Source organism: Treponema putidum (assembly GCF_000755145.1).
Lineage (GTDB): Bacteria > Spirochaetota > Spirochaetia > Treponematales > Treponemataceae > Treponema_B > Treponema_B putidum.
The window spans coordinates 2,122,217-2,145,883 of the sequence record NZ_CP009228.1; the positions used below are offsets into that span (position 1 = coordinate 2,122,217).

Consider the following 23,667-nt stretch of genomic DNA (forward strand, 5'->3'; position numbering starts at 1 on the left):
AGGGAGATAAGTTATGAATATATTAAAAATAGCGTTTAAGAATTTAAACAGACAAAAAAGGCGGAGCATTCTTTTGGTTTTTGCAATAGCCTTTGCTTTCTTTGTCGTTATCTTTATAGACGGCATGACTTCCGGTGCCTTAAACAGTATGGCCGGAGAAATTTCAAAAATTGTAGGCGGTCATGTCTATGTAGTAGGAGCAAAAAAAGCTCCCGATAAATCGGCCGATGATTCTGCTCAAACCTATATGGATGTAAAAGATATTGAGTTTATCGAAAAGACCGTAAAAGAATTAGGTATAGATACTATGTATGCTATAAAACGAAACCGTGCATCGGGTAAGCTCATATTTGAAGGAAAAGAAGTTACCTCTCAAATTGACGGCTGTAAATTTGACGAAGAAGCAATTTTACATGACAGCATTCTTTTTAAAGAAGGAAATTGGGAGGCCATGAAAAAAGAAAATGCAATTCTTCTTTCAGAATCGGTAGCCAAAACCTTAAATGTAGACTTGCACGATATAATTTTGCTTGAAACTAAGACCTCGCAAGGCCAGCTTACGGTTATTGAACTTCAAGTAGAAGGTATTGCAGTAAACCGCTCTTCATTCGCCGGAATCACAAATTATATCAATTTTGATTATTTGCAAAAAATTGCAGAGATGGAAAAAGACAGTATAGAAGTATATTCGCTTTTTTTAAAAAATCCCGATATGCAGGAAATTTATGCACAACAGCTTGAAAGAAAAATCGCAGAAACGCATCCCGTTACAAGCAGGGACCTTGCCCGAACTATAAGCCCTTCACAGCCTGCAAGCAATGTATTTAAGCAACTTGAAGAAGGAAAGTGGCAGGGAACCAAATTCGGCATAGCTACTTTTTACGATTTTGCTCCGCAGGTTATTACCTTTATGAATACCTTAAACGGTATAAGTTTCGGTATTTTGATTGTGCTTTTGGTTATTACGATGATAGGTATTTCAAATACCTTTAAAATTATTGTATATGAGCGAAGAGGCGAGATCGGGACTATGCGCTCTTGCGGTGTTATGAGAAAGCATATAAGGCGTCTTTTTCTTGCAGAAGCTTCATTTTTATCCTTATTCGGAGCCGTGTGCGGTTTTGTCCTTGCTATTCTTGTAATGCAGATTATCTCGTTTATTCCGATTGCCGTAGATTCACCTTTTTCGGTCTTTACCAAAAACGGATACTTTACATGGAACTTATCATCTCTTTTAGTTTTGTTAAAGTTTGTGATAATGTTGGGTTTAACCCTTCTTACCGTAAGAGGTTCAGCGTCGAGAGCCGCTAATATGGTCCCTGCCGAAGCGTTAAGGTCGGGGAAATAAGTTTTTATAGGAGATTCGATAAACAGTTCGGCAGAAATTCAGCCTCACTGTTTATCTGGCGAGTTTTGTGCTTTGCACAAAATATCGCTTATTGTATGCGGTTTGTAAACAAACTGCGTGAAAAAACTTTTTTCGCAAATTGATATTTGCTGCAAAAAGTTTTTATGGGAGAATGTATGAAATATTTTATTAACAAAAAATTATTGATTATACTCATTGCTTTTTTTGTAAGCATTGCGGTATTTGCCGAGGTTCCTTCAATGGAGGAAATGTATAAGATTATGGATAAAGTTTTTGAAAGAGGAAATTTTAAAAAAGATTTTGCCTGTACCATCACTCTGATGGTAGAAAAACCTAATCAGCCTAGAGAGGCTGTTCAGTTTAAACTTTTTAGGCGTGATACTAAGGACCAAACCGTTCTTATTCAGTTGGCACCTGAGGCTGATAAGGGAAACGGTTATTTACAGGAAAAAGAAAACCTTTGGTTCTATGATCCTATTGCCCATCAGTTTACTCATTCTTCGCTTAAAAGAAATTTGGCAAACAGTGATACAAAGATATCCGATGTAAATAAAAAGTCCGAATTTATGCAAGCTTGGGAAATTCTTAAAATTGAAGAAGGAAAAGTTGGTAAGTATGAGGTTTATATAGTAACTGCTAAGGCCCTCGAAAAGGATGCTGCTTATGCGCAAGAAAAATTCTTTGTACAAAAAGATAAACCCCGTCTTTTAAAAACAGAAAGTTACGGTGCAAGCGGAAAGCACATGAGAACTACTTATACACCCAAACATATAGAGTTTGAAGGTATGCTGCTTCCCGTCCAGCAAATATATATAAATGAGCTTATCAAGGGAGAAAAAACAACGCAGATATTTCAAGACTTCAGCACTGCAAACATTGATGATGTTGTTTTTACAAAGGCTTATTTGGAGAAGATAAACTAATATGAAAAAGATTGTAATTTTTATTTTTGTTCTGTTTTTCCCTTTTTTGTGTTTACACAAGAAAACTCTTCCGATTTGGAAGATGATCTTTTCGGCGGAGATGAAGATACCCTTATATCTGCCGAAGAAGCTGGTTCTGACAGTAAGAGTAATTTAAAGTTTAAGGCTGATCTTGAAAAGGCAAACCTTAGCCTTGAGTCAAAAAAATTGAGAATAGGCGGAAGTTTAAGTTCTTCAATGGGAATAAATTATTCTTGGGCCGACCCATATTCAAAGAAGAATGATTACCTTAAATCTTTTAAAGACGGAAAGGGAATCTTTAACACAACCTTAAACGGAAGCCTTTTTTTTGATGCCCGTCCCAATGAAGACTTAAAACTTTACGGAAAATTTCTTTTCGGTTTTCCCTTCGAGAAGAGTTTGTCTGGACAAGGAGCTGCAATTATTCCCTCTGCGTCTGGTATACCTCCTACATTTGCAGGTTTAAAATTACCTGCTTTTGTTGAAAGCTCAGGTGTGCCTAATATTAAAATCCAAGAGCTTTACACTGATTTTTCCGCTAAGAACATTGCCTTTTTCCGTTTTGGAAAACATGCGGTAAAATGGGGAACCGGTTATTTTTATAGTCCTGCCGATGTTATAAATATTTCAAGAATCGATCCTCAAGATCCTACGGCTGATAGGGAAGGAGGGATTTCTTTAAGAACCCATATAATAATTCCCAAAACCCAGCACAATATCTGGCTCTATCTATTGCCTCCGGGGCAGGGTGACGGCAAAGACGGCTATGATCCCAAATACACGGCAGGAGCCGCAAAGGGCGAGTTTGTTGTCGGCAACTGGGAATTGGGATTTGGAGGCTGGTACAAATACGAAAAAGCCCCTCGTCTTATTACCACCGTTTCGGGCAGCATTGCAGGAAAGGTTGCCGTCTTCGGTGAGGGCGTTTTTGCTTGGGGAAGCGACTATACCTATTATAAGGCCGATATGAGCCCTTATCCTGAAAAAAATAAGCCATTTTTTCAGGCAACCCTCGGTGCTTCGTATTCAAATGCCGACACCAATACCGGTATCGCTTTACAATATTTTTATAACGGCTTCGGGTACTCCAATACGGATACCGCTCAAGATATTCTTTCAAAGGCTGCTGTGCACATAAAAAATAAGAATTACACTCATCCTTCAGTCCTTGCCTCAGGTGATATTTTTGCTATGGGAAATATAGGCCAACACTATATAGCTCTTAATATAAGCCAAAATAAACTCGGTACCGATAAGTTGAGCCTAAACCTTTTTCAGCAATTTGCTATATCGGAGCTTGAAGGTCTTTCAACGCTTACCCTTAACTGGAGAATCTATAAATTTGCTAGTATGAGTACAGGGCCTTCTTTTAGCTATCCCTTAAGTCCCGATTCAAAGACGAAGGGTGAGGTGAGGTATAGTCTTTCGTTCCGTTTAGGCGGCGGCACCTTCTAATCCGGCAATATGCGGCCGATGACTTTGTCGCTTCATAAAAATTAATCCTCAGCGTATCAAAGATACGCCTCCGGTTAATTTTTATTCGCTTCGCGTCCTCGGCTCGCCTATTGCCGGATTGGATTAATCCCCCGCCACGGATGGCGGTGGTTCCAAGATTTGAGAGTTTGTGCTTGCCACAAACTCTAAGATGAAAAATGTACAAGGACGTACATTTTTCATCGAACTACTGCGTTGCTGCGAAAAAATGAATGCTCGGCGTGCACAAAGCACGCCTGTGGGTGTTTTTTGTACGCGCCTTGTATCTGTACCCTCTATTTACGGCTTGGCTATTTCTCTTCCTCTAATCTCCAAAAAATCTTAAATACTTGCATATTCCATAAAAATGTGCGATAATTGACTTATACATTAAGAAAACTGCCGCTTATAGTATGTTTCGGCTATGTAAGGCTGGCTTTTTCTTACAATGTTTTTTATGCTTTAAGCCTGTTGATCTATTAAAGGTCAATGCTTTAGCATAATTTTTTACTTAGGTTTATTGAGATGGGAAGATTAATCATCATAATAGACCATGGATAAGCTATGTCATAAAAATGTGTATTGTGCTTTTTTAAGGAGGTTTTTATGTTTATTGAAATTAAGCCTTATGAAAAAGAACGTTTGTCGGTGCGTTTTAAAGCTGATGGAGAAGATTTTTCTAAAATTCTGCAATCAATAAAAAAAGTACCTAACAGGGTTTGGATACCGGTCGGATGTTTCTGGATTATACCTGCCGACCGTAATTCTTGCGATATGTTATTAAACAACCTTTATAATGAAGGACTATGCAGAGGGGATTCCGGCTTTACCTTTAAAGATTCTGGACTTAGTGATAGAAAGCCTCATGATATTGAGCCTTTGAATACCGAAATTATTAGAGAAAGGAATAATCATACTGTACCGGATATTCAGTATATTTTAAATAAGTTGGAAGAAGTTATTACTGCTAAACACTACAGTAAGCGTACAATGGAGATCTACAGCTATTGGATAAGCCGCTTTATTCGTGAAAATAATAATAAAAATCTTAAAACTCTTTCCGATAAGGAAATAAATTCCTTTGTGAGCCGTCTTGCAGTAAAAGAAAAGGCTGCCTCTTCAAGCCAAAATCAGGCTCTTGCAGCTCTTTTATTTTTATACAAAATATATTAGGATTACATATAAAGACTCCTGAAAATATAGTCCGTGCTAAAAAGCCTAAAAAGCTGCCTGCCGTAATGACCCGTGAGGAAACTGCAAAGATATTCTCTCTTTTGCCTGAAAACGATTACGGGCTTCTTATCCGTTTGCTTTACGGAACCGGAATGCGGCTTATGGAAGCTCTCCGTCTGCGTGTGCAGGATATAGATTTTTCTGCAAATGAAATTACGGTACACTGCGGAAAAGGTGCGAAAGACCGTTCTGCCTGTTTCGCTTAAATTTCCGCTTCAAAAACATTTGGAAAATGTCCGGCGTATTCATGAGGCAGACTGCAAGGACGGTTTCGGTTCGGCGCCGCTTCCGTTTGCTCTTGCAAAAAAATATCCCAATGCCGGCAAAACTTGGGCATGGCAGTGGGTGTTTCCCCAAGCACGCCGATGGCGGAATAAAGAAACCGGCGAGCAGGGGCGGCATCATATCGATCCTTCGGTTATTCAGCGTACCATGCATGAAGCGGTTTTAAGGTCAGGTATCCCTAAACCAATCGGCTGTCACACTTTCCGCCACTCATTTGCAACGCACCTGCTTGAAGCCGGCTACGATATCCGCACCATCCAAGAGCTTCTCGGCCACAGCGATGTTAAAACTACTATGGTTTACACCCATGTCCTAAACCGCGGCGGACTAGGTATTCAAAGCCCTATCGACAGGATGTGATCTTTCTTTTCTCCGTTTAGTGAGGATAGGCCTAATCTGCCGACCATCTATTTATCTGATTTGTATTTATGGTAGAAAGATGTTTTTTTTTGTTTTGCAGCAGTTTAGATTGCAAATTATTGGTTTTTATGCTATAGTGAGGAAGGGTCGAAGGAATGTTAGATGGACTCGTGCTACTGCACGAGCTGAATTTTTAGATATAAAGCTAGATTTAATATTAAAAAAAAGTATAATAGAGCTATGAAACCTAAAGAAAAAAAAGAGATTTTTAATTTCTTAGAATATAATAAAAACATTCTCCAGTCCTATGGCGTAAAAAAAATAGGTCTTTTTGGTTCTTATGTACATAATCAACAAAATAAAAATAGCGATATTGATATATTAGTAGAATTCCATGCTGATAAAAAAAATTATAATAACTTTATAAATTTAGTTTATTACTTGGAAGATAATTTGAATACAAAAATAGATTTATTAACCATAGAAAGTTTAAGTCCTTATATTGGTCAGAGAATACTCAATGAGGTTGAATATGTATCGATCAAATGAAGAGTTATTCAAGCATATTTTTGATGAAATTGTTTTTTTAGAATCTGAAACAAGGACCATATCAGAAGAAGTATTTTTAAAAGATGAAAAAACGCAACGAGCTTTTGCACGAAGTATTGAAATTATCGGAGAAGCCGTTAAAAATATTTCAAGTGATGTAATAATTAAATATAAAGAAGTTCCATGGAGAAATATTGCCGGTATGAGAGATAAACTCATTCATGTTTATTTTTCCGTTGATTATGAAATTGTGTGGGATGTTGCAAAAAACATTATTCCTGAATTTAAGAACCAGCTGATAAAAATTATAAATACAGAAAAAAAGAAAAATGACAATTAAAGAAATAATAACAGAAATCAATAAAATAGAAATAGATATTGATGATTTTATAAGTGGTTACAAAAGCGAACAATTTGTCAGTAATTACGATGATTGGAATTATAAAGATGTCATTGCGCATCTTTTGGAATGGATTATGTTTTCAAAAAATAAACTAAACGCTATTGTACATAACCAAGATTTTCAAGAAATAAGTAATATCGATATATTCAATAAACAAAATTATATAAAAAATAAGAATAAGCATATTACAGAATTACAGAAGAAATTAATCTTTGAACTGAATGAATATAAAAATATTGTGCTATTGTATACAGAAGCGGATTTACAGAGAAAAGATTTGCCAACAGGTTTTTCATTTGAATTATGGCGGTATATGATAATGGATACTATTATACACCCTGTAATGCATTTATTATATTATTTAATTAAAACAAAAAACTATAAGTTATTTTTCAAATTGTGTAAAAAATATAATGACATATTTTATTGTTATGCAAAAGAAAATCTTGAGGTGTATTCTTTTTATGAATATATTGAAGATAGTAAGAAATTTATTGAGAATATAAAAGAATTAGGCGAGCAATATAAAAATGATGATATGATACATGCAGTTTTAAAAGCCAATAAAATAGATGAAAACATCTAACACCCGCTTCAACGCTGACATTTGTTTTGTCACGAAAGTTGCTTGGACGGTCGCCTGCGCTCCCTTTTTTATGCAACTTTCGCGCCAACTTTGCCTTACGCTTCGCATCGGCAAAGACACAAATGCAGGTTAAGCGGTAGTTAGACGGATGCCTTACGGCACGATAAACTGTAACTTTGAAAAATAGCATATATTTTTATAAATTAAAGCTTAAAACCCGAATTAATAGCTTAGTTTCTTGAATAAAGTTATGTTTTATTATAATGGCTATTTGAGTAAGGAAAAATAAACTTTTATCTAAGTGTTTTTTAACTTGTTAAGGGGATATAAATGAGAAAAATGATTAGAATTTGTGTTATATTTTTGAGTTGTATTATACTACCTGGCATTATTGGAGGTCTTACTAATTTAATAAACTCTATTGTAAGTCCGGACTACTTTATTAAAATAATGCATTGGGAAAGTATAAAAAATATTATACAAACAGCGATAGCTCAAGGTATATATCAAGGAATAATACAGGGAATGTTTTTTTCATTAGTATTTTCTTGTGTTTATATTATTTCAAACAAAGCAGAATTAGCTGTTGTTTCAAGCATAAAATGGATTTTATTTATGGGTCTTATAACAATCGCACTTTGGGTGCTAGGTGGAATTATTGCGATATTATTATCAGTTCTCGGTCCTGAATTTTATAAAAAAACATTTATTGGAGTTCCGGATGAATTTGGAGCAATGATACGCTATGCATGGGTAGGAGGCTCAATTTGGGGCGTTTCTTTTGGTGGAATATTAGTAATGATAATTGGTACAATAATGTTTAGAAATAATTATAAACAGATTAAAGATAAAAAATATTAAAAAGCGTCTAACACGCAGTTCAAGACTGACAAAACCCGCTCTGAAGAGAGCGGCCGGCTAGAAGCCGGTACGTTTTGCAGCTTAACTGCATGTTATGGCGACAGCCCATTGGGCTGCGTTTTAGGAAGAAAATGAAAAAAGTATTTTTGGTATTTTCAACATTGATTGTCATATCTTTATCGGTTTTTACGCAAGAAATAAAATTTAGAATCGATGGAAAACTATATAATAAGCAAATATATGACGAAAACAATAATCAGATTACAAATTTTAAGAACTGGGAACTCATTCAAGATTTCTACATTTCTCCTGATAATAAAAAAATGCTTGTTTATCATAGACCTGATAAGGCTAAAGCATCCCTTATGACATTATATAATCTGAAAACAAAGAAAATAATAGCTGAATGTGAGCCTGGATGGGCATGTGATGATGTAAAATGGACAAAGAATTACTTGATTAAAGTTTGGGGCACTTCTGGAGGAGGAATAAGATTTGAATACAGAAGCTACGAAGATCTTTCTATTGTCAGAGTAGTAAACTCATACTATCCATTTGAAGATGTCGAAGGTAATATTTTAATTGATCCAGACTCTATGATGAAAAAGATTGTATTTTACCATTATTCTGATGGAACTGAAATAAAAACAATTGATTGTATAACAGAATTAGCAGATAAAAAGATTTATGCTGCTTGGATACACATCACTGAAGTTAAAAAAATAGGAAAGCGGAAGTATAAATTTTATATTGAAGGCAATCTAAATATAGAAGGAAGACAAGAAGAGGAATTCAAAACTGTTATTGAAATTGAAATAAAATGTGAACTTTAGGGCGAAGTACGGTAGTGGTAGTATGTGGCTTTACGGTACTTCGGTAATTATAATAATAGAAGTGTAGTTTTAAAAAAATGGAAAGAATATTTCTGAAAGAAAAAAGAAATTGAGAAATCTAATTCTGTAAAAGAAATAGTTTTGCCATAACACCCGCTTCAACCTGACATTGCGGACAAGCCGCAAATGCAGGTTAAGCGAATGTTAGATTGACCTGCCTTATGGCAGGCGGGTACGGAAGCAATTGGAACAGACTTTTGACCGAAAAATAAAATAATTGCAATGAAAAAGAACATTGCAAGAAGGAAGGTTAAGATGAAACAGAAAAAGATCGTTTCAATGATTGGAGCATTAGTTTTAATAACTAGTGCATTAGTATTAACTACTAGTTGTGTTACAACTAATGGAGGATCATCTGGTAAAGCTGAGATAGCAGCAGAGTATGTCGGGTCGTATGAAGGAATAAGTTCAGGCGAGGTTTCCGTATTATGGAAGATAAAGGCAGATGAAGCTGGATTTATTAGCGGAAAATTTAAACAAGAAGGAAAAATCTTTCTCATAACCGGAAATATAAAAAAGAATGGCAAATTTACTGCTTATACGAAAGTAAACGATGCAACTTATGATATTACAATTTCAGGAACAGTTGATAAAAAATCAGGCACAATATTCGGGACTTGTAAGCAGGGTTCTAAAAAAGGTGTTTTATTAGGATATAAGAAAGCTGAAAATGCTGAAGCTGTGGATAATAAGCTATTTTCGGTTTGGGAATTAAAATCAGTAAGACTAGAAAAAGAGTCATTTGAAATTAAATATCCTCTGGAAACAGCGATAGATGAAAGTGATTCTAGTAAAGTTATGAAGTCATCAGTATACTTTCTTTTTTTAGAAAATAATGAATTATATAACGCTGTAGAAATTAGTGGTGTACCAAATCCATCACCTGTACCAAATTTATCAAATGGATTATTTAAATCAAAACAAAATTATATTAGTGCTGGAGAACAGATAGCGATATGTCAAGACTTAATGACGATGGTTGGAAGTTTTAGTATTACTGAAAGCAAATTAATAATTGATGGGATGATGAAGATTGATTTTGATGATAAAGAAAAACCTATGAAATCAAAGTGGACATTTGAAAAAGTTTCAAAACCGACTGTAGATGAAATAAAAAAGGCGCCAAAACCTCCTGTTATTCAACCATAATTATTAAACAGGTATTATTATAATTTTGGATGGATATGAGTATAATTCTTGTTATTTAAGTAAATAACAGAAAAATATACAGGTTATAAAAAGATAATCTAACACCCGCTTCAACCTGACATTGCGGACGAGCCGCAAATGCAGGTTAAGCGGCAGTTCTACGGATTGAACCAAGGATAAATATGAAAACGCTCTATTTTGATGAAGCTGGTTATACTGGCAATAATTTACTTGATAAGGATCAAGCATTTTTTTGCTACCTCGGAATTGAATCTGATTCAGATAAGGAAAAGTTGTTTGCTAGTTTAAAGAAAAAATATAATTATATAGACAGCGAAGTAAAAGGGAAAAATATTTGTCGAAGTAATAAAGGGCAGAAATTTCTAACAGAGTTATGGGACAATTTTGGACCAAGTGTAAAATATGTCATTCATAATAAAAAGTATGCTCTGGCATGTAAATTATTCGAGTATACATATGAACCTGTATTTTCAGAAGTAAATACATTGCTATATGGTATGGGGTTTCACACCTTTATGGCATCTTTTTTTTATACAGGATTTATTGCATCTGATAAGACTGCGGAGTCAATTTTTAATGGGTTTTATCAATTTGTGAAAGAGCAAAAACCAGGATATAGATTAGAATTGTTAGGTCATAAACCAGAAAAAGATCATCCTTTGTCATGGTTTTACAATTTTTGTGTAAATAACAAAAAAGAAATAGCATCTGACATAGACTTTAATTCAGAAATAGAACATTGGTTGCTTGATCTTACTTCAACAAGTTTGTTTTCATTATTAACTCAATTTGCAGGAAATTCTGCAGAACCATTAAAGGTATTTTGTGATGAATCACGTCCACTCTTCTCCGATACATCTATGCACAATATTATGATTGGTGATGAGAGAGTTCTGTATCAGTATCTTGCTGGGAAGAAACTTAGGATTAATTTTAATCTCCAAGAGGCAATTATTCCTGCAAAATCAAAGGATATTTTATCAATACAAATAGCTGATATCCTTGCAGCATCTATTTGTTATGCGGTAAAAAATGAAAAAACAGAATTTGGACAAATGATTATAAAAAACACAGCTTCAAGTTTTATTAATGATAATTCGATATTGCCATTAAACTTAATATCAGATGTATCTATTTCAAATAGAGATATTTATCTTAGATTAATGTATGAATTATCAAGAAAAACAAATAAATCAAAAAAGATACAAGAAATATATAAATATAGTTACTTATATCTGTTAAATAATAAAATATTAGAACCGTAGAACACCCGCTTCAACCTGACATTGCCTTTACGGCAATGCAGGTCAAGCGGAAGTTAGCATGACACCGCTTTCGCGGTGCAAAAAAAGAATAATTTTTTTAAATTTTATTGTAGTAGGTATTGATATTGTATCATAAAAATGGTACAATATAATATGGATAAAGAAAATTGCTTGATATATGAAGGTGTCTTTTTTAGAATTGAATGGTTTTATGATAAAGCAGGATATAGTCAAGCATTTGAATACTTTAGAAAAGCATCACCTTCTCAAAAACGAAAATTTCTTATGTTGGTAAAGAAAATAGGTGATTTCGGTAAAATATTTGATAAAACAAAATTCAGATATGAAGGAGATGAAATTTATGCATTTAAACCTCAGCCTGATAGATATTTATGTTTTTTTAAGAAAGGACAGAAAATAATTGTAACAAATGGATTTTGTAAAAGAACGAATAAACTGCCGTTGGCAGAAAAGACAATCGCTTTAGAAAATAAAAAAATATATGAACATTTATATGAGGAGTGATGTGATTATGGAAGAGTCGACCTTTGATAAATACATAAAAAATGATATAAAACAAAAAAAGAAGTTTGATAAAGAGTATAATAACTTTCTACTATCGGAATTTATCCTTGAAAAAATGGAAGAGGAAAATATATCTGTTAGAGAACTTGCGAGGAAAGCTGAAGTATCACCGACAATCATTCAAAAATTACGAAATAATAAAACAGCAGATAAAATAAATTATCAAACTTTTTTATCTGTTGTAAATTCTCTTGGCTACAAGGTAAACATAGAAAGAATTTAAAAGTGCTAACACCCGCTTCAACCTGACATTGCGGACAAGCCGCAAATGCAGGTTAAGCGGTAGTTAGGTTCACGCTTTCGGCGGGCGAGGAAAAATGGGAAATAAGTATTTTGAATCTCATGAATGGAATGTTTTTTTAGATCGAACATTTGGTCCATTATCATGGATATATAATTCTGAAAATGTTTTTGAAGGAAGTTGTTTTATTCTAAAACATCTTGATAGATTCTTTGTTGTAACTGCTTTTCATGTAACAGAGAATAATAAGTTTATTCTTATCCCCTTTTTTTATAATTACGAAGATGGACCTTGTGATGGATTGGTTAAATCATGGAAAATATTTCTTAGAGAAAATATTAATTATTGGTTTGATTCAATTTTGGATATTGCAATAATTGAGATAGCAGATATTCCATACAAAGGAATAGAACCAGTTCAAATTAGTAATTTGTCTAAAAAGATTGATAAATCAAATTGGGTACACTATTGTGGATTCACTAAATCGCATGTTAATCAAGTAAGAAAAAATGAAAAGTCAAAGAAACTAAAGAATGAAACAACTGGAAAATTACTTTTTTATCCTTTTCATGTACTACAACCCATAATAAGCTTTGATGAAAAGTATATTTATGGTGAGTATAGCAATAGACTTCCACGTTATTCGGAAAGTGATAAAGTGATAATTGAAAAACTACCAAAACCTATTGGCCTTAGTGGAAGTGCTGTATGGAAATTTGATCTTTCAAATAGTAATGAAAATCCAGAGATAATTGGTATAGGGATAGAATATTATGATAGTAATCAAACAATTAAGATATTGAGATCTGAGATTATTATTGATTTCATTTATAAAAAAATTACCTAACACCCGCTTCAACCTGACATTGCCTTTACGGCAATGCAGGTCAAGCGAATGTTAGATTGACCTGCCTTGTGGCAGGCGGGTACGGAACCAATCGAAACAGACTTTCGACCAAAAAAATAAAGATAATTGCAATGAAAAAAAAACATTGCGAAAGGATGGTTGAAAGATGAAACAAAAGAGGTTAGTTTCAATGTTATTAGTTGCAGCATTATGTACTACATCATTGTTTGCAATTGATCTGAGTGTTGGTGGTGGTATTGATTTTACACATGCCACAAAAAAAGCAGAGATTGATACAGGGTGGTTTAAGGTTAGCCCTAAAGCAACTGGTAATTTTTTTGGTGTAAAATGTTTTTTTGATGCACAATATGTTTTGGGTACTCTCGGTTTTAGCTTTGGTAGTAGTGAAGTTACTCCTTTGGTATCTGGAATTAATATGAGTTACTTTAATATGGCTTTTTTTGGAAAATATCCATTTACAGTTGGTATTGCAAAGATTTATCCCCTGTTTGGATTTGATTTAAATTTTAATATTTCTTGTAAAAAAGATGGAGAAAATTATAAAGAGAAGCTTGATTCAAGTTATAATTTTCATCGACATTATGTTGCATTTGGTGTTGGATCAGATGTTTATGTAAAAGAAAGATTATTTTTAAAGCCTAGTTTATTACTTGGATTTCAGATGAATAAAAATATGGGTTCAGCAGCAACGAAAGAGAGCGGTTTTATGTTTAACCTTGGTTTTAGTGTTGGATATAAGTTATAGTTATAACTTTACAGTTTTGCATATAAAAAGTTCCGTAAAATATGCAAAACTGTTTTTAATGGAAGTTTAATATAGTCAAAGTATATAAAGGAAATCGAAAAAATGTGTTAGTTTTTGTTGGAAAAATAAAATCTAACACCCGCTTTAACCTGACATTGCGGACAAGCCGCAAGTGCAGGTTAAGCGGCAGTTAGCTTGACGCACTATCGTGCGCTTTTTTATAAAATATAATTTATATCAATTGTTTATATGATGTTAGTAAACAAGGTTATTCCAGAACAAAATATATCGACAATAATTATTGGGTGTTCCTGAAATAGATGTTGATATATATTGGATTAAATATTAATTTAAGAATAATGTTAGGAAAAACTTAAGCTAATGTTAGAATGATGACTTCGGTGTAGGAGTACAAATGCCAGAAAAATATGCACACATATTAATTGCAAAAAAATATCTTTATGGAATGGAATTGAATTTGTTAGATATTTCTGATTTTTTTCTTGGTTCAATTTATCCTGATTTATTCAATATTACTAATAAAGATGTTTTCTACACAAGTCATTTTATAAAAGAAGGTAAGGGATTCCAGTTATCATTATTGAATGAATTTTGTATTAATAATTATTCAAAATTTTCTAAGTATTTTTTTGAAGGAGTAAGGCTGCATATATTCTCAGACTTATATGTAAAGAAAACAATCGATGAATACTATTCATTTTTTAAGGATACAATTAATTATTCTGATTCTGATTTAGTGGATCAATTAATAAGATACAATAAATCACAGATAATATCTGAATTAAAAATATTAAAAGAAAATAAAGTCTACTTAAATGATTTACAAGAAAATTTTGATAATATATTTATTGCTGATGAAACAAATAATAAATCATTTTTAAATGTAGATGAGGAAAAATATAATAATTATTTAGAAAAAATGATTTCTGAGTATAAAATAAAGCAATTTGAAGAATTTGATGTTTAAGCTAACACCCGCTTCAACGCTGACAACAAGGACAAGCCTTGTTGCAGGTTAAGCGGTAGTTAGACGGATGCCTTACGGCACGATAAACTGTAACTTAGAAAAATGTGATATATTTTTATAAATTAAGACTTAAAACCAAAATTAATAACTTCGTTTTTTGATTAAAGTTATGTTTTATCATAATGACTAATTGAGTAAGAAAAAGTAAACTTTTATCCAAGTGTTTTTTAACTTATTAAGGAAATCAACGAACTAAAAGTCCTTTGGATGGTCATAGAGAGCTCTTTATTCACAATTAGTAAAAAATATGAGAGTTTAATCCACTTGACAGTTTATAAGTATTTTAAGATAATTATTTCGTAAAATATTACGAATATTAGAGGTATGTATGATTTCTATAAAACCTGTTTCGGATTTGCGTAATTATAATGAAGTTTTGCAGGATGTTGCTGATGAATCGCCGGTTTTTCTTACTAAAAATGGTAGGGGGTGTTATGCTGTGATTTCCATAAGAGATTACGAAAAATTGACGGCTACGCAAACTCTTTTTTCTGAATTGAAGAAAGGTGAAGAATCTGCTTTGCAAAACGGATGGCTGGATACAACTGAAGTCAGAAAAATGGCGGGTCTTTGATGTTTGAGATAAAGATTGCTCCGCAAGCGGCAGCAGATTTACTTGAAATTAAAAATTATATCGAGAATGAACTTCAAAATCCCATTGCCGCACATAATACCATTTCAAAAATTATAGAAACTTATGAAAATTTGACAGCTTTTCCAAATGTAGGGATTCCTGTGGGAAAATATGTTTCATTTCCTACAGATTATAAGTTCGTGCTTGCAAATAATTATTCAATACTTTATAGAATTGAAGACGAAGTTATAAGAATTGTAAGGATTTTGTATTCAAGAAGAGATTTTGTTCGTATTTTGTTTGGAGAGAATAACAAATAGCATCTAACACCCGCTTCAACGCTGACATTGCGGACGAGCCGCAAATGCAGGTTAAGCGGTAGTTATACGGACGGCTCACAGAGCCGCTTATTTGGAGAAAAAATGAATAAAAAATTAAATGTATTAGTTTTAGTATTTTGTTTCCTTATGTATAATATTTATGCAGAAAGGCTTCCGCCGTCAGAAGTAAAATATTTAACAAAAGATAATTTTACTTACAAAGCAGCTGGAAAAATTTCAAGTGATGAAAAGTATTTTTTCGGAATAATTGTTATCGAATCAATTGACAGGCCTAAATATATATTTACTGTTCCTATTTATGCAAAAAAAATAAATATATTTTTAGAGTCTGATGTTCAGTGGATATTTATAAAAAGCATGGAATTTAAAAACGATGAGATTATATCAATCATAAATGAGAATGATGAGATATATGAATTTAATATTAATACTTATGAAGTAAAATCTATTTCAGGAAAATCAGTTTCACATTTAAATGAACTTTATGCAGATTGGGTTAGAAAAGTTATAGAAGAAAATAAGAAATTTAAATATGCAGGTGCTCAACCTAAAAGGAATAAACTTTCAAAAATTGAAGCTTTAATTGACATCGTAGAAAATACTTTATTTCCAATTTATACGGAAGAACAGATAAAAAAAGAAATGCCTTATGTAATAAGTAAATATAAAAATAAATGGTTTATACATGGTTCTCTTCCAGATGGATGGGTCGGTGGAGTATTTGAAATTATAATAAATTCTGAAACTTCTGAAATTGAATCATTGATTCATAGTGAATAAAAAAAATCGTCTAACACCCGCTTCAACCTGACATTGCGGACAAGCCGCAAATGCAGGTTAAGCGAATGTTAGGTTGACGGCTTTGGCTCAGGAGATAAAATGCCATGGGTTACAAAAAAGGTTTGGTCTATTTTATTGATGTATTAGGAACAAAGGGGAGAGATTTTGATACTAATTTATCAATTACGCAAGTATTTCGTAAAGAGATGAATAATGTTCAAAAAAGGCATAGAAATACATCAGTTGTTGATCGTTGTGTATTCTCCTTCTCTGATTGTGCTTATATTGTTTATGCATTAAAGGATGAATATCAAAATAATACTGATATAAAATTAAAAGCAATATATCAAAGCCTTTACAATACTACACAAACTATAGCTACCTTTCTTTCAAAAGGTTTTCTTTGTCGAGGTGGAATTGCTTATGGCGATGTGTATTTTGATTTAAGTGAGAATATTGTTTTCGGTCCAGCTGTCAATTGCGCTTATAATTTAGAGAGCAAATTAGCTATTTATCCAAATATTATTATTGAAGAAAATTTAGCAAAAGAAATACTCGAATTTGATAGAAAGATTAAATCTGTAAATATAATGGCTAAGATACAAAATGGACAAATATTTTTGTATAATAACGAAACGAACCAGTATTATTTAAACTATTTAAATTATCTCTGTGGTGTTAGTTGTGCTGGGTTAGGTGATAAATCGTATTCATTCGAACAATTATATGAAGAAGCCATTAAAATGTCTACAAAAGAGATAGATAATAATTCTAATAATAAACGAGTAGTTGACAAATATCTATGGCAAATCAATTACTTAAATTCTATGAAAAGTATTCGAGAGGCTGAGGTTGAGGTAGATCCTATAGAAATATTTACAATGATGAGTAAATTAACTTAACACCGTTTTCAAAGCCGACACGCGGTCAAGCAGCAATGCAGTTTAAAACAATGTTATGTGGACGCCCCTCAGGGGCGCTTGGAGGAAAAATGTTATTTGTATTTGATTTAGATGGAACTTTATTAAATTCTAAAAAGGAAATATCTGAATCTAATAAAAGTGCTGTTCAAAAGCTATATTTAGCCGGTCATAAAATTGTAATAGCAACAGCTCGCCCTCCTAGAAGCATAGATTCTAAGATTAAAAAACTTGGAGTTCCAACTGATAATATTTATTATAATGGTGCTCTTGTTCACTGTTTTGATGGTATAACTTTTTCTCATTTTATAGAAAAAGATGTCTTTAAGGAAGTATTTTATTATATAAAAGAAAATGATAAATCTGCCGTGGTTTCTATCGAAGATAATGATAAATGGTTTTCATCTTCAGATTTTGATTTTAAGGGTTTTTATTCTGTAAAGGATGGTCCTGAAATTATTACTGAGGCTAAGTTACTTCAAAAAAATCCGAATAAGATATTGATAAATTCTTATTCAGATTTAAATTATTTAAATGAAAAGTTTAATAACATTTGTAATGTAATAGAAACGGATTCAAGGACATTAATTCAAATAATGGATAAGAATGCATCAAAAGAGAAATCAATTGATGAAATTTCTAAAAAATATAAAATTAGTTCTAATGATATATATTGTTTTGGTGATGATTACAATGATATTGAAATGTTCAAATTTTGTAAAAATGCCATAGCAATGGGAAATGCAATTAGTGAATTGAAAACAATTGCAAAATTTGTGACTGAGACAAATGACAACGATGGCATTGCTAAATTTCTTGTTGAAAAAGGAATTATCACCTAACACCCGCTTCAACCTGACATTGCGGACGAGCCGCAAATGCAGGTCAAGCGGTAGTTAGGTTGACCTGCCTGAAGGTAGGCATGTGTGGAACCGGCCTATACCATTTATTTCGATCAAAAATAAATTTATAAAATCATAGGAGGATTTTATGAAAAAAATATTTTTTTGTTTTGTAATTGCGTTATTTGTAGGAATTGAAGCTTATTCTCAGATATGCTATGCTGAAACTGCATTTAACGCCGAAAAAAATCGGCTTCTGCAAATTGCTCGTTCTGGTACACTTCCAAATGGATGCGGAGCGGCAGGTACTCCAGCAGCACTGGTAAATCTTCTCAATTCACTTGGTGATGGAGGTGCATGCGATCAACATGATATAGACTACAGCACATTGGGAATGTCAAAGGAACAAGCAGATGAGAATTTCTATAGAAATCTTCTGAGAGCTGGTGTACCTGATTACCTCGCATTACATTTTTTTATAGCAGTTTCAAAGGGAGGACAAAGTGCATACGACTCTGCACAATGGAGTGTCAGAACACTTAAAGAATTGGAGCCTGATCCATCTTCAAGAGAATATTGCATACCTTCTGATTATGATAGCAGCTTTGATGATAATGATTTCGATTTTAGTGAATAATAAAAGTTGAATTTGCCTTTAATACACGGAAATCAATTTTTGAAAAATGATATTGCAAGCTAACTATTTCTACGATGTTTTTAGAAAGAATGATGTGCTTTTTTAGTATTTTTCCGGTGGTTTCGGCTTCAATATCTATAAAAAGGGTAAAAATTGATTTTCGTGCTTTTAATTAGAGACCTATTAATTTTTTTAGTTTCTTGCTAAAGAAAAGATATATTAAAAAATTTTAAACAGAATGGATGTTTGGTAACATTTTCTCATATTTAATCCAAGTCCTAAATTAATAGATTGGTAAAAATATGATATAGCAAAATAAAAGTAAAACCTAACACCCGCTTCAACCTGACATTGCGGACGAGCCGCAAATGCAGGTTAAGCGTTGGTTAGGTGGACGCCCCACTGGGGCGCATGTGAAAAAAAAGAAAAATATTCGCCGCAAAAAAAAGTAATCAAAAAAAAATGAATTGAACTTTAGGGCAAGGGCGAAGAAGCATTTTAGAATAGGTATGTTTAATGAAAAAAAGTATCATATTATTAAGTATATTTATATTTTCACTCTTGGTTTTATATGCAAAAAGGACTCCGCCTCCAGAAGTTCCATCGATAATTCATAATGGATACGAGTATATTGTAAATTATTCAGATGGAATTTTTAAGGGAACCGGTCAGATGATTATTAAATCTATTAAAGACTCAAAAATAAAGAAAACAATATCAATTTATTCAATATGGTATAATCCGTTTTTAGAAAAAGATGTTCAATGGATTTTTATCAAAGAAACAGAATTGATTGATAATGATACGATTCGTATTTATAATGAAAATGATGAAATTTTTGATTTGGAATTAATTAACTATAAGGTTAAGAAAATAAAGAAAATCACATAACACCGTTTTCAAAGCCGACATTGCACTTTCGTGCAATGCGCTTTAAAACAATGTTAGGTTGACAAGCTAACCGCTTGCGGAAAGGTTTGTGCGGAACCGGCCTATAACATTTATTTCGATCTAAAAATAAATTTATAGGAGAGCGTAAAGGATGAGTAAAAATCCAAAAGTAAAAATTGAGCTTGAAAAAGCAGGTTGTGAAACTATCAGTATTGAGTGTTCACAAAAAGTAAAATTAACCGTATTGCAGACTTTGATTGAGTTGCGATATGGTTTACCGCCTTTGAATATCAAACCTATTGATAAAAAAGGTTTGGGGATATTGCTTGGAGCATTTGCCTTAATTTTTGTTGTTAATGCATTTGCATTTAGTTTTTATGGATTAATAGCTACATTAGGTATTATAGTGTTAAATTTAGTGATAACACAAAATTATTATGTAAACTATATCCAGAAAAAATTAAAAGAAGGTTATGAAGTCGTAGGGGATGACAGTAAAAAGATAGTAGAAGAAGCGGGTGTTACGCCTATTCCTAGTGATGAGAAATTAAAAAAGAAGAAAATATTTTATTACATATTTTCCGCTGTGATAGCACTATTTTTTATATTGTCATTTATTTTAGGAGTACAAAATGATATAGAGGAATCAGCGCGACCAATTGTTACTACAATTATACAAGAGCAACTATTTGCGACAGATATAGAATGTGAAAAGGTAACAATAGATGAAATTGTATCTGATGGATTTTATAAAGCCACAGCAATATTGAATAATGGAGCGGAAATAAAAATAACGATAAAAGAGATGTCTGATGGGCAAATTAAGGTTGTAATACCATATAATCAGTAGAGTGCAGAAGCAAGATTAGTCTAATATTGATATTATATGTTGAAATATTGGACTAATTTAGAAAAATGCTTTATAGTTATTCTATTGGTAAGTAAAAAAGAAAACCTAACACCCGCTTCAACCTGACATTGCGGACAAGCCGCAAATGCAGGTTAAGCGGCAGTTAGGCTGACGCCTTCGGCGCAGGAGAGAAAATGAAAAAAAATTTATTTTAATTACATTAATGTTACTGTTGATTTCAAATGTCTTTGCAGAAAAAAATATTATTTCTGTATTCAAAGATTCAAAAAATACAATTGATTTAGAAAAATATCTGGAAGACGGATTAAAAGAATTAAATATAGATATTACAAAAGAAATTCCAAAAGAAAATATATCTATAATAAATTATATTTTAAAATTTGCTTATGAAAATAATATTCATAAAATGAGAAATGAAAATGACAATGTAGTCTATACAAAAGAAACTGGTGAAGAAGTAGTTTTCAATAAAAATGGTGATTTAGTTACTAATGATTGGAATCAAGGTTCTTTTAATTATGGAAAATATGAGCAACCAATTAATAAGTTTTTACTTGATATATGGCCATGGTTAGTTTGGGGAAATACGAAAAATGATCCTACAACATTTGATGAAAGATTTTATTATTATTGTATGGATTTAGATCCTGGAATTCAGGAATATATTTTTTTAGAAGATAAATCACTATTAGAAAAAATAGAATATTCGGAACTAAAAGAAGAAGAAAAACTTGTATATCATTTTTTCAACTATCTATTCTTTAATGAAAAATTTAAATATAAATTAGATGAGAGAAATATTAAAAAGTATAAAAAAAGTGCAGAAAATTATTGGAAATATTTATCCCAAATAATGGAGCTCAGTGGATATAAACAATAATGCCTAACACCCGCTTCAACCTGACATTGCGGACGAGCCGCAAATGCAGGTTAAGCGAATGTTAGATGGACTCGTGCTACTGCACGAGCTGAATTTTTCAGGTATAAATCTAGATTTAATATTAAAAAAAGGTATAATAGAGGTATGAAACCTAAAGAAAAAAAAGAGATTTTTAATTTCTTAGAATATAATAAAAACATTCTCCAGTCCTATGGCGTAAAAAAAATAGGTCTTTTTGGTTCTTATGTACATAATCAACAAAATAAAAATAGCGATATTGATATATTAGTAGAATTTCATGCTAATAAAAAAAATTATAATAACTTTATAAATTTAGTTTATTACTTGGAAGATAATTTGAATACAAAAATAGATTTATTAACCATAGAAAGTTTAAGTCCGTATATTGGTCAGAGAATACTCAATAAGGTTGAATATGTATCGATCAAATAAAGATTTGTTTAATCATATTTTTGATGAAATCACTTTTTTGGAATCTGAAACAGATACTATGACAAAAGAGGCGTTTCTAAAAGATGAAAAAACGCAACGGGCATTTGCACGGAGTATTGAAATTATTGGAGAAGCCGTTAAAAACATTTCAAATGATATAATCATTCAATATAAAGAAGTTCCATGGAAAAATATTGCCGGTATGAGAGATAAACTTATTCATGGATATTTTTCGGTTGATTATGAAATTGTGTGGGATGTTGCAAAAAATATTATTCCAGAATTTAAAGAACAGTTGATAAAAATTATGAAAACAAAGAAAAATAAGTATGACAGTTAAAGAGATAGTTGTTGAAGTCAATAACAAAATATTGAAGATAACTAAAAAATTTACTGAGAATATAAAAAAAATTGGTAATGCTGTCTCAAAATAATGATATGATACATTCAGTCTTAAAAACTAATAAATGGAAACATCTAACACCCGCTTCAACCTGACATTGCGGGCAGCCGCAAATGCAGGTTAAGCGAATGTTATGTGGACTGCCCTTCGGGCAGCTTGAGGTAAAAATGAAGAAATATATTCCCAGTTAATAAGTCTATTTATCCTATGTAGTTGCCAAAGTACAGGATTTCTAATCGCTAAAGCAAAGGTTACAGTGATAAATGGAGTATATCCCTTCTGAACAATATATTGAATTGACTTAGATTACTTGTGATAATACAGAAGATAATTGGTGCTGATGGAATAGTAATCTTATGAAAATCTGCATTCGGAGGGGAAGGATAATTGGTTATATGTATTATATAGCAGCTGAAGAATATGGCATGAAAGTCATAGTTTTCAAATATGAACGATTTAGGCAGTGGAGCAAGCCCGCTTTTTTGAAAAAAATCCTTGACAAAAAACTATACAATGTATATACTAAAAATAATGGAGGTTGATTATGCAGGTTGTAGTTCAGAAATGGGGTAATAGTCTCGGGTTTAGAATACCCTCTCTTTGGGCAAAAGATAATAATGTAAAGAATGGAAGCAAAATAGAAGTAATCGCAGAAAAAGGAAAAATAGTAATTCTTCCTCAGGAAAAAACCCTTGATGATATGCTGGCAATGGTTACTTCTGAAAATGTTCATTCGGAAATCTCTACAGGTTATTCAGTAGGTAACGAAGAATGGTGAATTCAAATTATGTTCCCGATAGAGGCGATTTAGTTTGGCTTGATTTTACCCCGCAAGCAGGACATGAGCAGAAAGGTCGTCGTCCTGCAATTTGCATTTCTCAAAAACGATACAATCAAAAAGTCGGACTTGCTTTATTTTGTCCTATTACAAGCCATATAAAAGGCTATCCTTTTGAAATTGTATTGGATAATCATTCGATAAATGGCTGTATTCTTAGCGACCAAGTAAAGAACCTTGATTATAAAAAAAGAAGTTGTGATTTTATAGAAAAAACAACAGAAGAAGAGATAAATGCTGTTGTAGATAATATAAAGTTGTTGATTGAGTAATCACATAACACCCGCTTCAACCTGACAAACGGGACTATGCCCGTTTGCAGGTTAAGCGAATGTTAGGTTGACCTGCCGACGGCAGGC

28 protein-coding genes and 1 pseudogene are annotated in these 23,667 nt (G+C 32.4%); all 29 read left to right on the forward strand.

What is annotated here, in order from left to right:
- The first annotated feature begins 13 nt into the window (after window positions 1-13).
- Window positions 14-1,348, forward strand: coding sequence for an ABC transporter permease (locus JO40_RS09670; RefSeq protein ID WP_044979154.1), 1,335 nt, complete (start codon window positions 14-16; stop codon window positions 1,346-1,348).
- A gap of 176 nt (window positions 1,349-1,524) precedes the next feature.
- Window positions 1,525-2,292, forward strand: coding sequence for an outer membrane lipoprotein-sorting protein (locus JO40_RS09675; protein WP_044979155.1), 768 nt, complete (start codon window positions 1,525-1,527; stop codon window positions 2,290-2,292).
- A gap of 75 nt (window positions 2,293-2,367) precedes the next feature.
- Window positions 2,368-3,768: a hypothetical protein gene (locus JO40_RS09680; RefSeq protein WP_420864559.1), complete on the forward strand. Its 1,401-nt coding sequence runs from the start codon at window positions 2,368-2,370 to the stop codon at window positions 3,766-3,768.
- 624 nt (window positions 3,769-4,392) lie between these two features.
- Window positions 4,393-5,664: pseudogene (locus tag JO40_RS15260) on the forward strand (integron integrase).
- Between the two features lie 240 nt (window positions 5,665-5,904).
- Entirely contained in the window at window positions 5,905-6,213 is a 309-nt protein-coding gene (locus JO40_RS09690) for a nucleotidyltransferase family protein (protein WP_002673432.1), read from the forward strand.
- Window positions 6,197-6,553, forward strand: coding sequence for a HepT-like ribonuclease domain-containing protein (locus JO40_RS09695; protein WP_044979156.1), 357 nt, complete (start codon window positions 6,197-6,199; stop codon window positions 6,551-6,553). The genes JO40_RS09690 and JO40_RS09695 overlap by 17 nt, the downstream gene beginning before the upstream one ends.
- Complete coding sequence (locus JO40_RS09700) at window positions 6,543-7,202, forward strand: hypothetical protein (protein WP_044979157.1); 660 nt, start codon at window positions 6,543-6,545, stop codon at window positions 7,200-7,202. Before JO40_RS09695 ends, JO40_RS09700 begins: the two co-directional genes overlap by 11 nt.
- 330 nt (window positions 7,203-7,532) lie before the next feature.
- Complete coding sequence (locus tag JO40_RS09705) at window positions 7,533-8,063, forward strand: hypothetical protein (protein ID WP_044979158.1); 531 nt, start codon at window positions 7,533-7,535, stop codon at window positions 8,061-8,063.
- A 131-nt stretch (window positions 8,064-8,194) separates the two neighbouring features.
- Window positions 8,195-8,896 (forward strand): hypothetical protein, encoded by a 702-nt coding sequence (locus JO40_RS09710; protein WP_044979159.1) that lies wholly within the window; start codon window positions 8,195-8,197, stop codon window positions 8,894-8,896.
- 315 nt (window positions 8,897-9,211) lie between these two features.
- Window positions 9,212-10,105 (forward strand): hypothetical protein, encoded by an 894-nt coding sequence (locus JO40_RS09715; RefSeq protein ID WP_044979160.1) that lies wholly within the window; start codon window positions 9,212-9,214, stop codon window positions 10,103-10,105.
- A gap of 182 nt (window positions 10,106-10,287) precedes the next feature.
- Window positions 10,288-11,391, forward strand: a complete 1,104-nt coding sequence (locus tag JO40_RS09720) for a DUF3800 domain-containing protein (protein WP_044979161.1) — start codon at window positions 10,288-10,290, stop codon at window positions 11,389-11,391.
- Window positions 11,392-11,529: 138 nt separating this feature from the next.
- Window positions 11,530-11,916 carry a type II toxin-antitoxin system RelE/ParE family toxin gene (locus JO40_RS09725; protein WP_044979162.1) on the forward strand — a complete coding sequence of 129 codons (387 nt, stop codon included), beginning with the start codon at window positions 11,530-11,532 and terminating at the stop codon, window positions 11,914-11,916.
- Between the two features lie 7 nt (window positions 11,917-11,923).
- Window positions 11,924-12,199 (forward strand): helix-turn-helix domain-containing protein, encoded by a 276-nt coding sequence (locus tag JO40_RS09730; protein ID WP_044979163.1) that lies wholly within the window; start codon window positions 11,924-11,926, stop codon window positions 12,197-12,199.
- A 94-nt stretch (window positions 12,200-12,293) separates the two neighbouring features.
- Entirely contained in the window at window positions 12,294-13,064 is a 771-nt protein-coding gene (locus JO40_RS09735) for a hypothetical protein (protein WP_044979164.1), read from the forward strand.
- 166 nt (window positions 13,065-13,230) lie between these two features.
- Complete coding sequence (locus JO40_RS09740) at window positions 13,231-13,830, forward strand: hypothetical protein (RefSeq protein ID WP_044979165.1); 600 nt, start codon at window positions 13,231-13,233, stop codon at window positions 13,828-13,830.
- 415 nt (window positions 13,831-14,245) lie between these two features.
- The gene (locus JO40_RS12900; protein ID WP_049992339.1) at window positions 14,246-14,818 is read left to right on the forward strand and encodes a hypothetical protein; all 573 of its coding nucleotides are present in this window, start codon (window positions 14,246-14,248) and stop codon (window positions 14,816-14,818) included.
- A 388-nt stretch (window positions 14,819-15,206) separates the two neighbouring features.
- Window positions 15,207-15,452, forward strand: a complete 246-nt coding sequence (locus tag JO40_RS09750) for a type II toxin-antitoxin system prevent-host-death family antitoxin (RefSeq protein WP_044979166.1) — start codon at window positions 15,207-15,209, stop codon at window positions 15,450-15,452.
- The gene (locus JO40_RS09755; RefSeq protein ID WP_044979167.1) at window positions 15,452-15,772 is read left to right on the forward strand and encodes a type II toxin-antitoxin system RelE/ParE family toxin; all 321 of its coding nucleotides are present in this window, start codon (window positions 15,452-15,454) and stop codon (window positions 15,770-15,772) included. The genes JO40_RS09750 and JO40_RS09755 overlap by 1 nt, the downstream gene beginning before the upstream one ends.
- A gap of 102 nt (window positions 15,773-15,874) precedes the next feature.
- Entirely contained in the window at window positions 15,875-16,573 is a 699-nt protein-coding gene (locus JO40_RS09760; protein ID WP_044979168.1) for an NTF2 fold immunity protein, read from the forward strand.
- Between the two features lie 104 nt (window positions 16,574-16,677).
- Entirely contained in the window at window positions 16,678-17,475 is a 798-nt protein-coding gene (locus tag JO40_RS09765) for a hypothetical protein (protein ID WP_044979169.1), read from the forward strand.
- Between the two features lie 35 nt (window positions 17,476-17,510).
- Window positions 17,511-18,335 (forward strand): HAD family hydrolase, encoded by an 825-nt coding sequence (locus tag JO40_RS09770; RefSeq protein WP_245608846.1) that lies wholly within the window; start codon window positions 17,511-17,513, stop codon window positions 18,333-18,335.
- Window positions 18,336-18,483: 148 nt separating this feature from the next.
- Complete coding sequence (locus tag JO40_RS09775; protein ID WP_044979173.1) at window positions 18,484-18,972, forward strand: hypothetical protein; 489 nt, start codon at window positions 18,484-18,486, stop codon at window positions 18,970-18,972.
- A 516-nt stretch (window positions 18,973-19,488) separates the two neighbouring features.
- Window positions 19,489-19,863 carry a hypothetical protein gene (locus JO40_RS09780; RefSeq protein ID WP_044979174.1) on the forward strand — a complete coding sequence of 125 codons (375 nt, stop codon included), beginning with the start codon at window positions 19,489-19,491 and terminating at the stop codon, window positions 19,861-19,863.
- 151 nt (window positions 19,864-20,014) lie between these two features.
- A complete protein-coding gene (locus JO40_RS12905) occupies window positions 20,015-20,713 on the forward strand; it encodes a hypothetical protein (RefSeq protein WP_010690396.1) in 699 nt (232 codons plus the stop codon).
- Window positions 20,714-20,936: 223 nt separating this feature from the next.
- Entirely contained in the window at window positions 20,937-21,614 is a 678-nt protein-coding gene (locus tag JO40_RS09790) for a hypothetical protein (RefSeq protein ID WP_044979175.1), read from the forward strand.
- Window positions 21,615-21,758: 144 nt separating this feature from the next.
- Window positions 21,759-22,067: a nucleotidyltransferase family protein gene (locus JO40_RS09795; RefSeq protein ID WP_044979176.1), complete on the forward strand. Its 309-nt coding sequence runs from the start codon at window positions 21,759-21,761 to the stop codon at window positions 22,065-22,067.
- Complete coding sequence (locus JO40_RS09800) at window positions 22,051-22,407, forward strand: HepT-like ribonuclease domain-containing protein (protein WP_044979178.1); 357 nt, start codon at window positions 22,051-22,053, stop codon at window positions 22,405-22,407. Before JO40_RS09795 ends, JO40_RS09800 begins: the two co-directional genes overlap by 17 nt.
- Before the next feature lie 607 nt (window positions 22,408-23,014).
- The gene (locus tag JO40_RS09805; RefSeq protein ID WP_044979179.1) at window positions 23,015-23,248 is read left to right on the forward strand and encodes an AbrB/MazE/SpoVT family DNA-binding domain-containing protein; all 234 of its coding nucleotides are present in this window, start codon (window positions 23,015-23,017) and stop codon (window positions 23,246-23,248) included.
- Window positions 23,242-23,580: an endoribonuclease MazF gene (gene mazF / locus JO40_RS09810; RefSeq protein WP_044979180.1), complete on the forward strand. Its 339-nt coding sequence runs from the start codon at window positions 23,242-23,244 to the stop codon at window positions 23,578-23,580. The genes JO40_RS09805 and mazF overlap by 7 nt, the downstream gene beginning before the upstream one ends.
- Window positions 23,581-23,667 lie beyond the last annotated feature (87 nt).

What these genes read in the sequence shown, in the direction of transcription:
- JO40_RS09765 (WP_044979169.1), top strand. Translation starts at nt 16,678, where the DNA reads ATGGGTTACAAAAAAGGTTTGGTCTATTTTATTGATGTATTAGGAACA.
- JO40_RS09760 (WP_044979168.1), top strand. Translation starts at nt 15,875, where the DNA reads ATGAATAAAAAATTAAATGTATTAGTTTTAGTATTTTGTTTCCTTATG.
- JO40_RS09805 (WP_044979179.1), top strand. Translation starts at nt 23,015, where the DNA reads ATGCAGGTTGTAGTTCAGAAATGGGGTAATAGTCTCGGGTTTAGAATA.
- JO40_RS09705 (WP_044979158.1), top strand. Translation starts at nt 7,533, where the DNA reads ATGAGAAAAATGATTAGAATTTGTGTTATATTTTTGAGTTGTATTATA.
- JO40_RS09800 (WP_044979178.1), top strand. Translation starts at nt 22,051, where the DNA reads ATGTATCGATCAAATAAAGATTTGTTTAATCATATTTTTGATGAAATC.
- JO40_RS09795 (WP_044979176.1), top strand. Translation starts at nt 21,759, where the DNA reads ATGAAACCTAAAGAAAAAAAAGAGATTTTTAATTTCTTAGAATATAAT.
- JO40_RS09715 (WP_044979160.1), top strand. Translation starts at nt 9,212, where the DNA reads ATGAAACAGAAAAAGATCGTTTCAATGATTGGAGCATTAGTTTTAATA.
- JO40_RS09750 (WP_044979166.1), top strand. Translation starts at nt 15,207, where the DNA reads ATGATTTCTATAAAACCTGTTTCGGATTTGCGTAATTATAATGAAGTT.
- mazF (WP_044979180.1), top strand. Translation starts at nt 23,242, where the DNA reads ATGGTGAATTCAAATTATGTTCCCGATAGAGGCGATTTAGTTTGGCTT.
- JO40_RS09730 (WP_044979163.1), top strand. Translation starts at nt 11,924, where the DNA reads ATGGAAGAGTCGACCTTTGATAAATACATAAAAAATGATATAAAACAA.
- JO40_RS09675 (WP_044979155.1), top strand. Translation starts at nt 1,525, where the DNA reads ATGAAATATTTTATTAACAAAAAATTATTGATTATACTCATTGCTTTT.
- JO40_RS09755 (WP_044979167.1), top strand. Translation starts at nt 15,452, where the DNA reads ATGTTTGAGATAAAGATTGCTCCGCAAGCGGCAGCAGATTTACTTGAA.
- JO40_RS09710 (WP_044979159.1), top strand. Translation starts at nt 8,195, where the DNA reads ATGAAAAAAGTATTTTTGGTATTTTCAACATTGATTGTCATATCTTTA.
- JO40_RS09780 (WP_044979174.1), top strand. Translation starts at nt 19,489, where the DNA reads ATGAAAAAAAGTATCATATTATTAAGTATATTTATATTTTCACTCTTG.
- JO40_RS09695 (WP_044979156.1), top strand. Translation starts at nt 6,197, where the DNA reads ATGTATCGATCAAATGAAGAGTTATTCAAGCATATTTTTGATGAAATT.
- JO40_RS09775 (WP_044979173.1), top strand. Translation starts at nt 18,484, where the DNA reads ATGAAAAAAATATTTTTTTGTTTTGTAATTGCGTTATTTGTAGGAATT.
- JO40_RS12900 (WP_049992339.1), top strand. Translation starts at nt 14,246, where the DNA reads ATGCCAGAAAAATATGCACACATATTAATTGCAAAAAAATATCTTTAT.
- JO40_RS09770 (WP_245608846.1), top strand. Translation starts at nt 17,511, where the DNA reads ATGCAGTTTAAAACAATGTTATGTGGACGCCCCTCAGGGGCGCTTGGA.
- JO40_RS09740 (WP_044979165.1), top strand. Translation starts at nt 13,231, where the DNA reads ATGAAACAAAAGAGGTTAGTTTCAATGTTATTAGTTGCAGCATTATGT.
- JO40_RS09735 (WP_044979164.1), top strand. Translation starts at nt 12,294, where the DNA reads ATGGGAAATAAGTATTTTGAATCTCATGAATGGAATGTTTTTTTAGAT.
- JO40_RS09720 (WP_044979161.1), top strand. Translation starts at nt 10,288, where the DNA reads ATGAAAACGCTCTATTTTGATGAAGCTGGTTATACTGGCAATAATTTA.
- JO40_RS09690 (WP_002673432.1), top strand. Translation starts at nt 5,905, where the DNA reads ATGAAACCTAAAGAAAAAAAAGAGATTTTTAATTTCTTAGAATATAAT.
- JO40_RS09670 (WP_044979154.1), top strand. Translation starts at nt 14, where the DNA reads ATGAATATATTAAAAATAGCGTTTAAGAATTTAAACAGACAAAAAAGG.
- JO40_RS09700 (WP_044979157.1), top strand. Translation starts at nt 6,543, where the DNA reads ATGACAATTAAAGAAATAATAACAGAAATCAATAAAATAGAAATAGAT.
- JO40_RS12905 (WP_010690396.1), top strand. Translation starts at nt 20,015, where the DNA reads ATGAGTAAAAATCCAAAAGTAAAAATTGAGCTTGAAAAAGCAGGTTGT.
- JO40_RS09790 (WP_044979175.1), top strand. Translation starts at nt 20,937, where the DNA reads ATGTTACTGTTGATTTCAAATGTCTTTGCAGAAAAAAATATTATTTCT.
- JO40_RS09725 (WP_044979162.1), top strand. Translation starts at nt 11,530, where the DNA reads ATGGTACAATATAATATGGATAAAGAAAATTGCTTGATATATGAAGGT.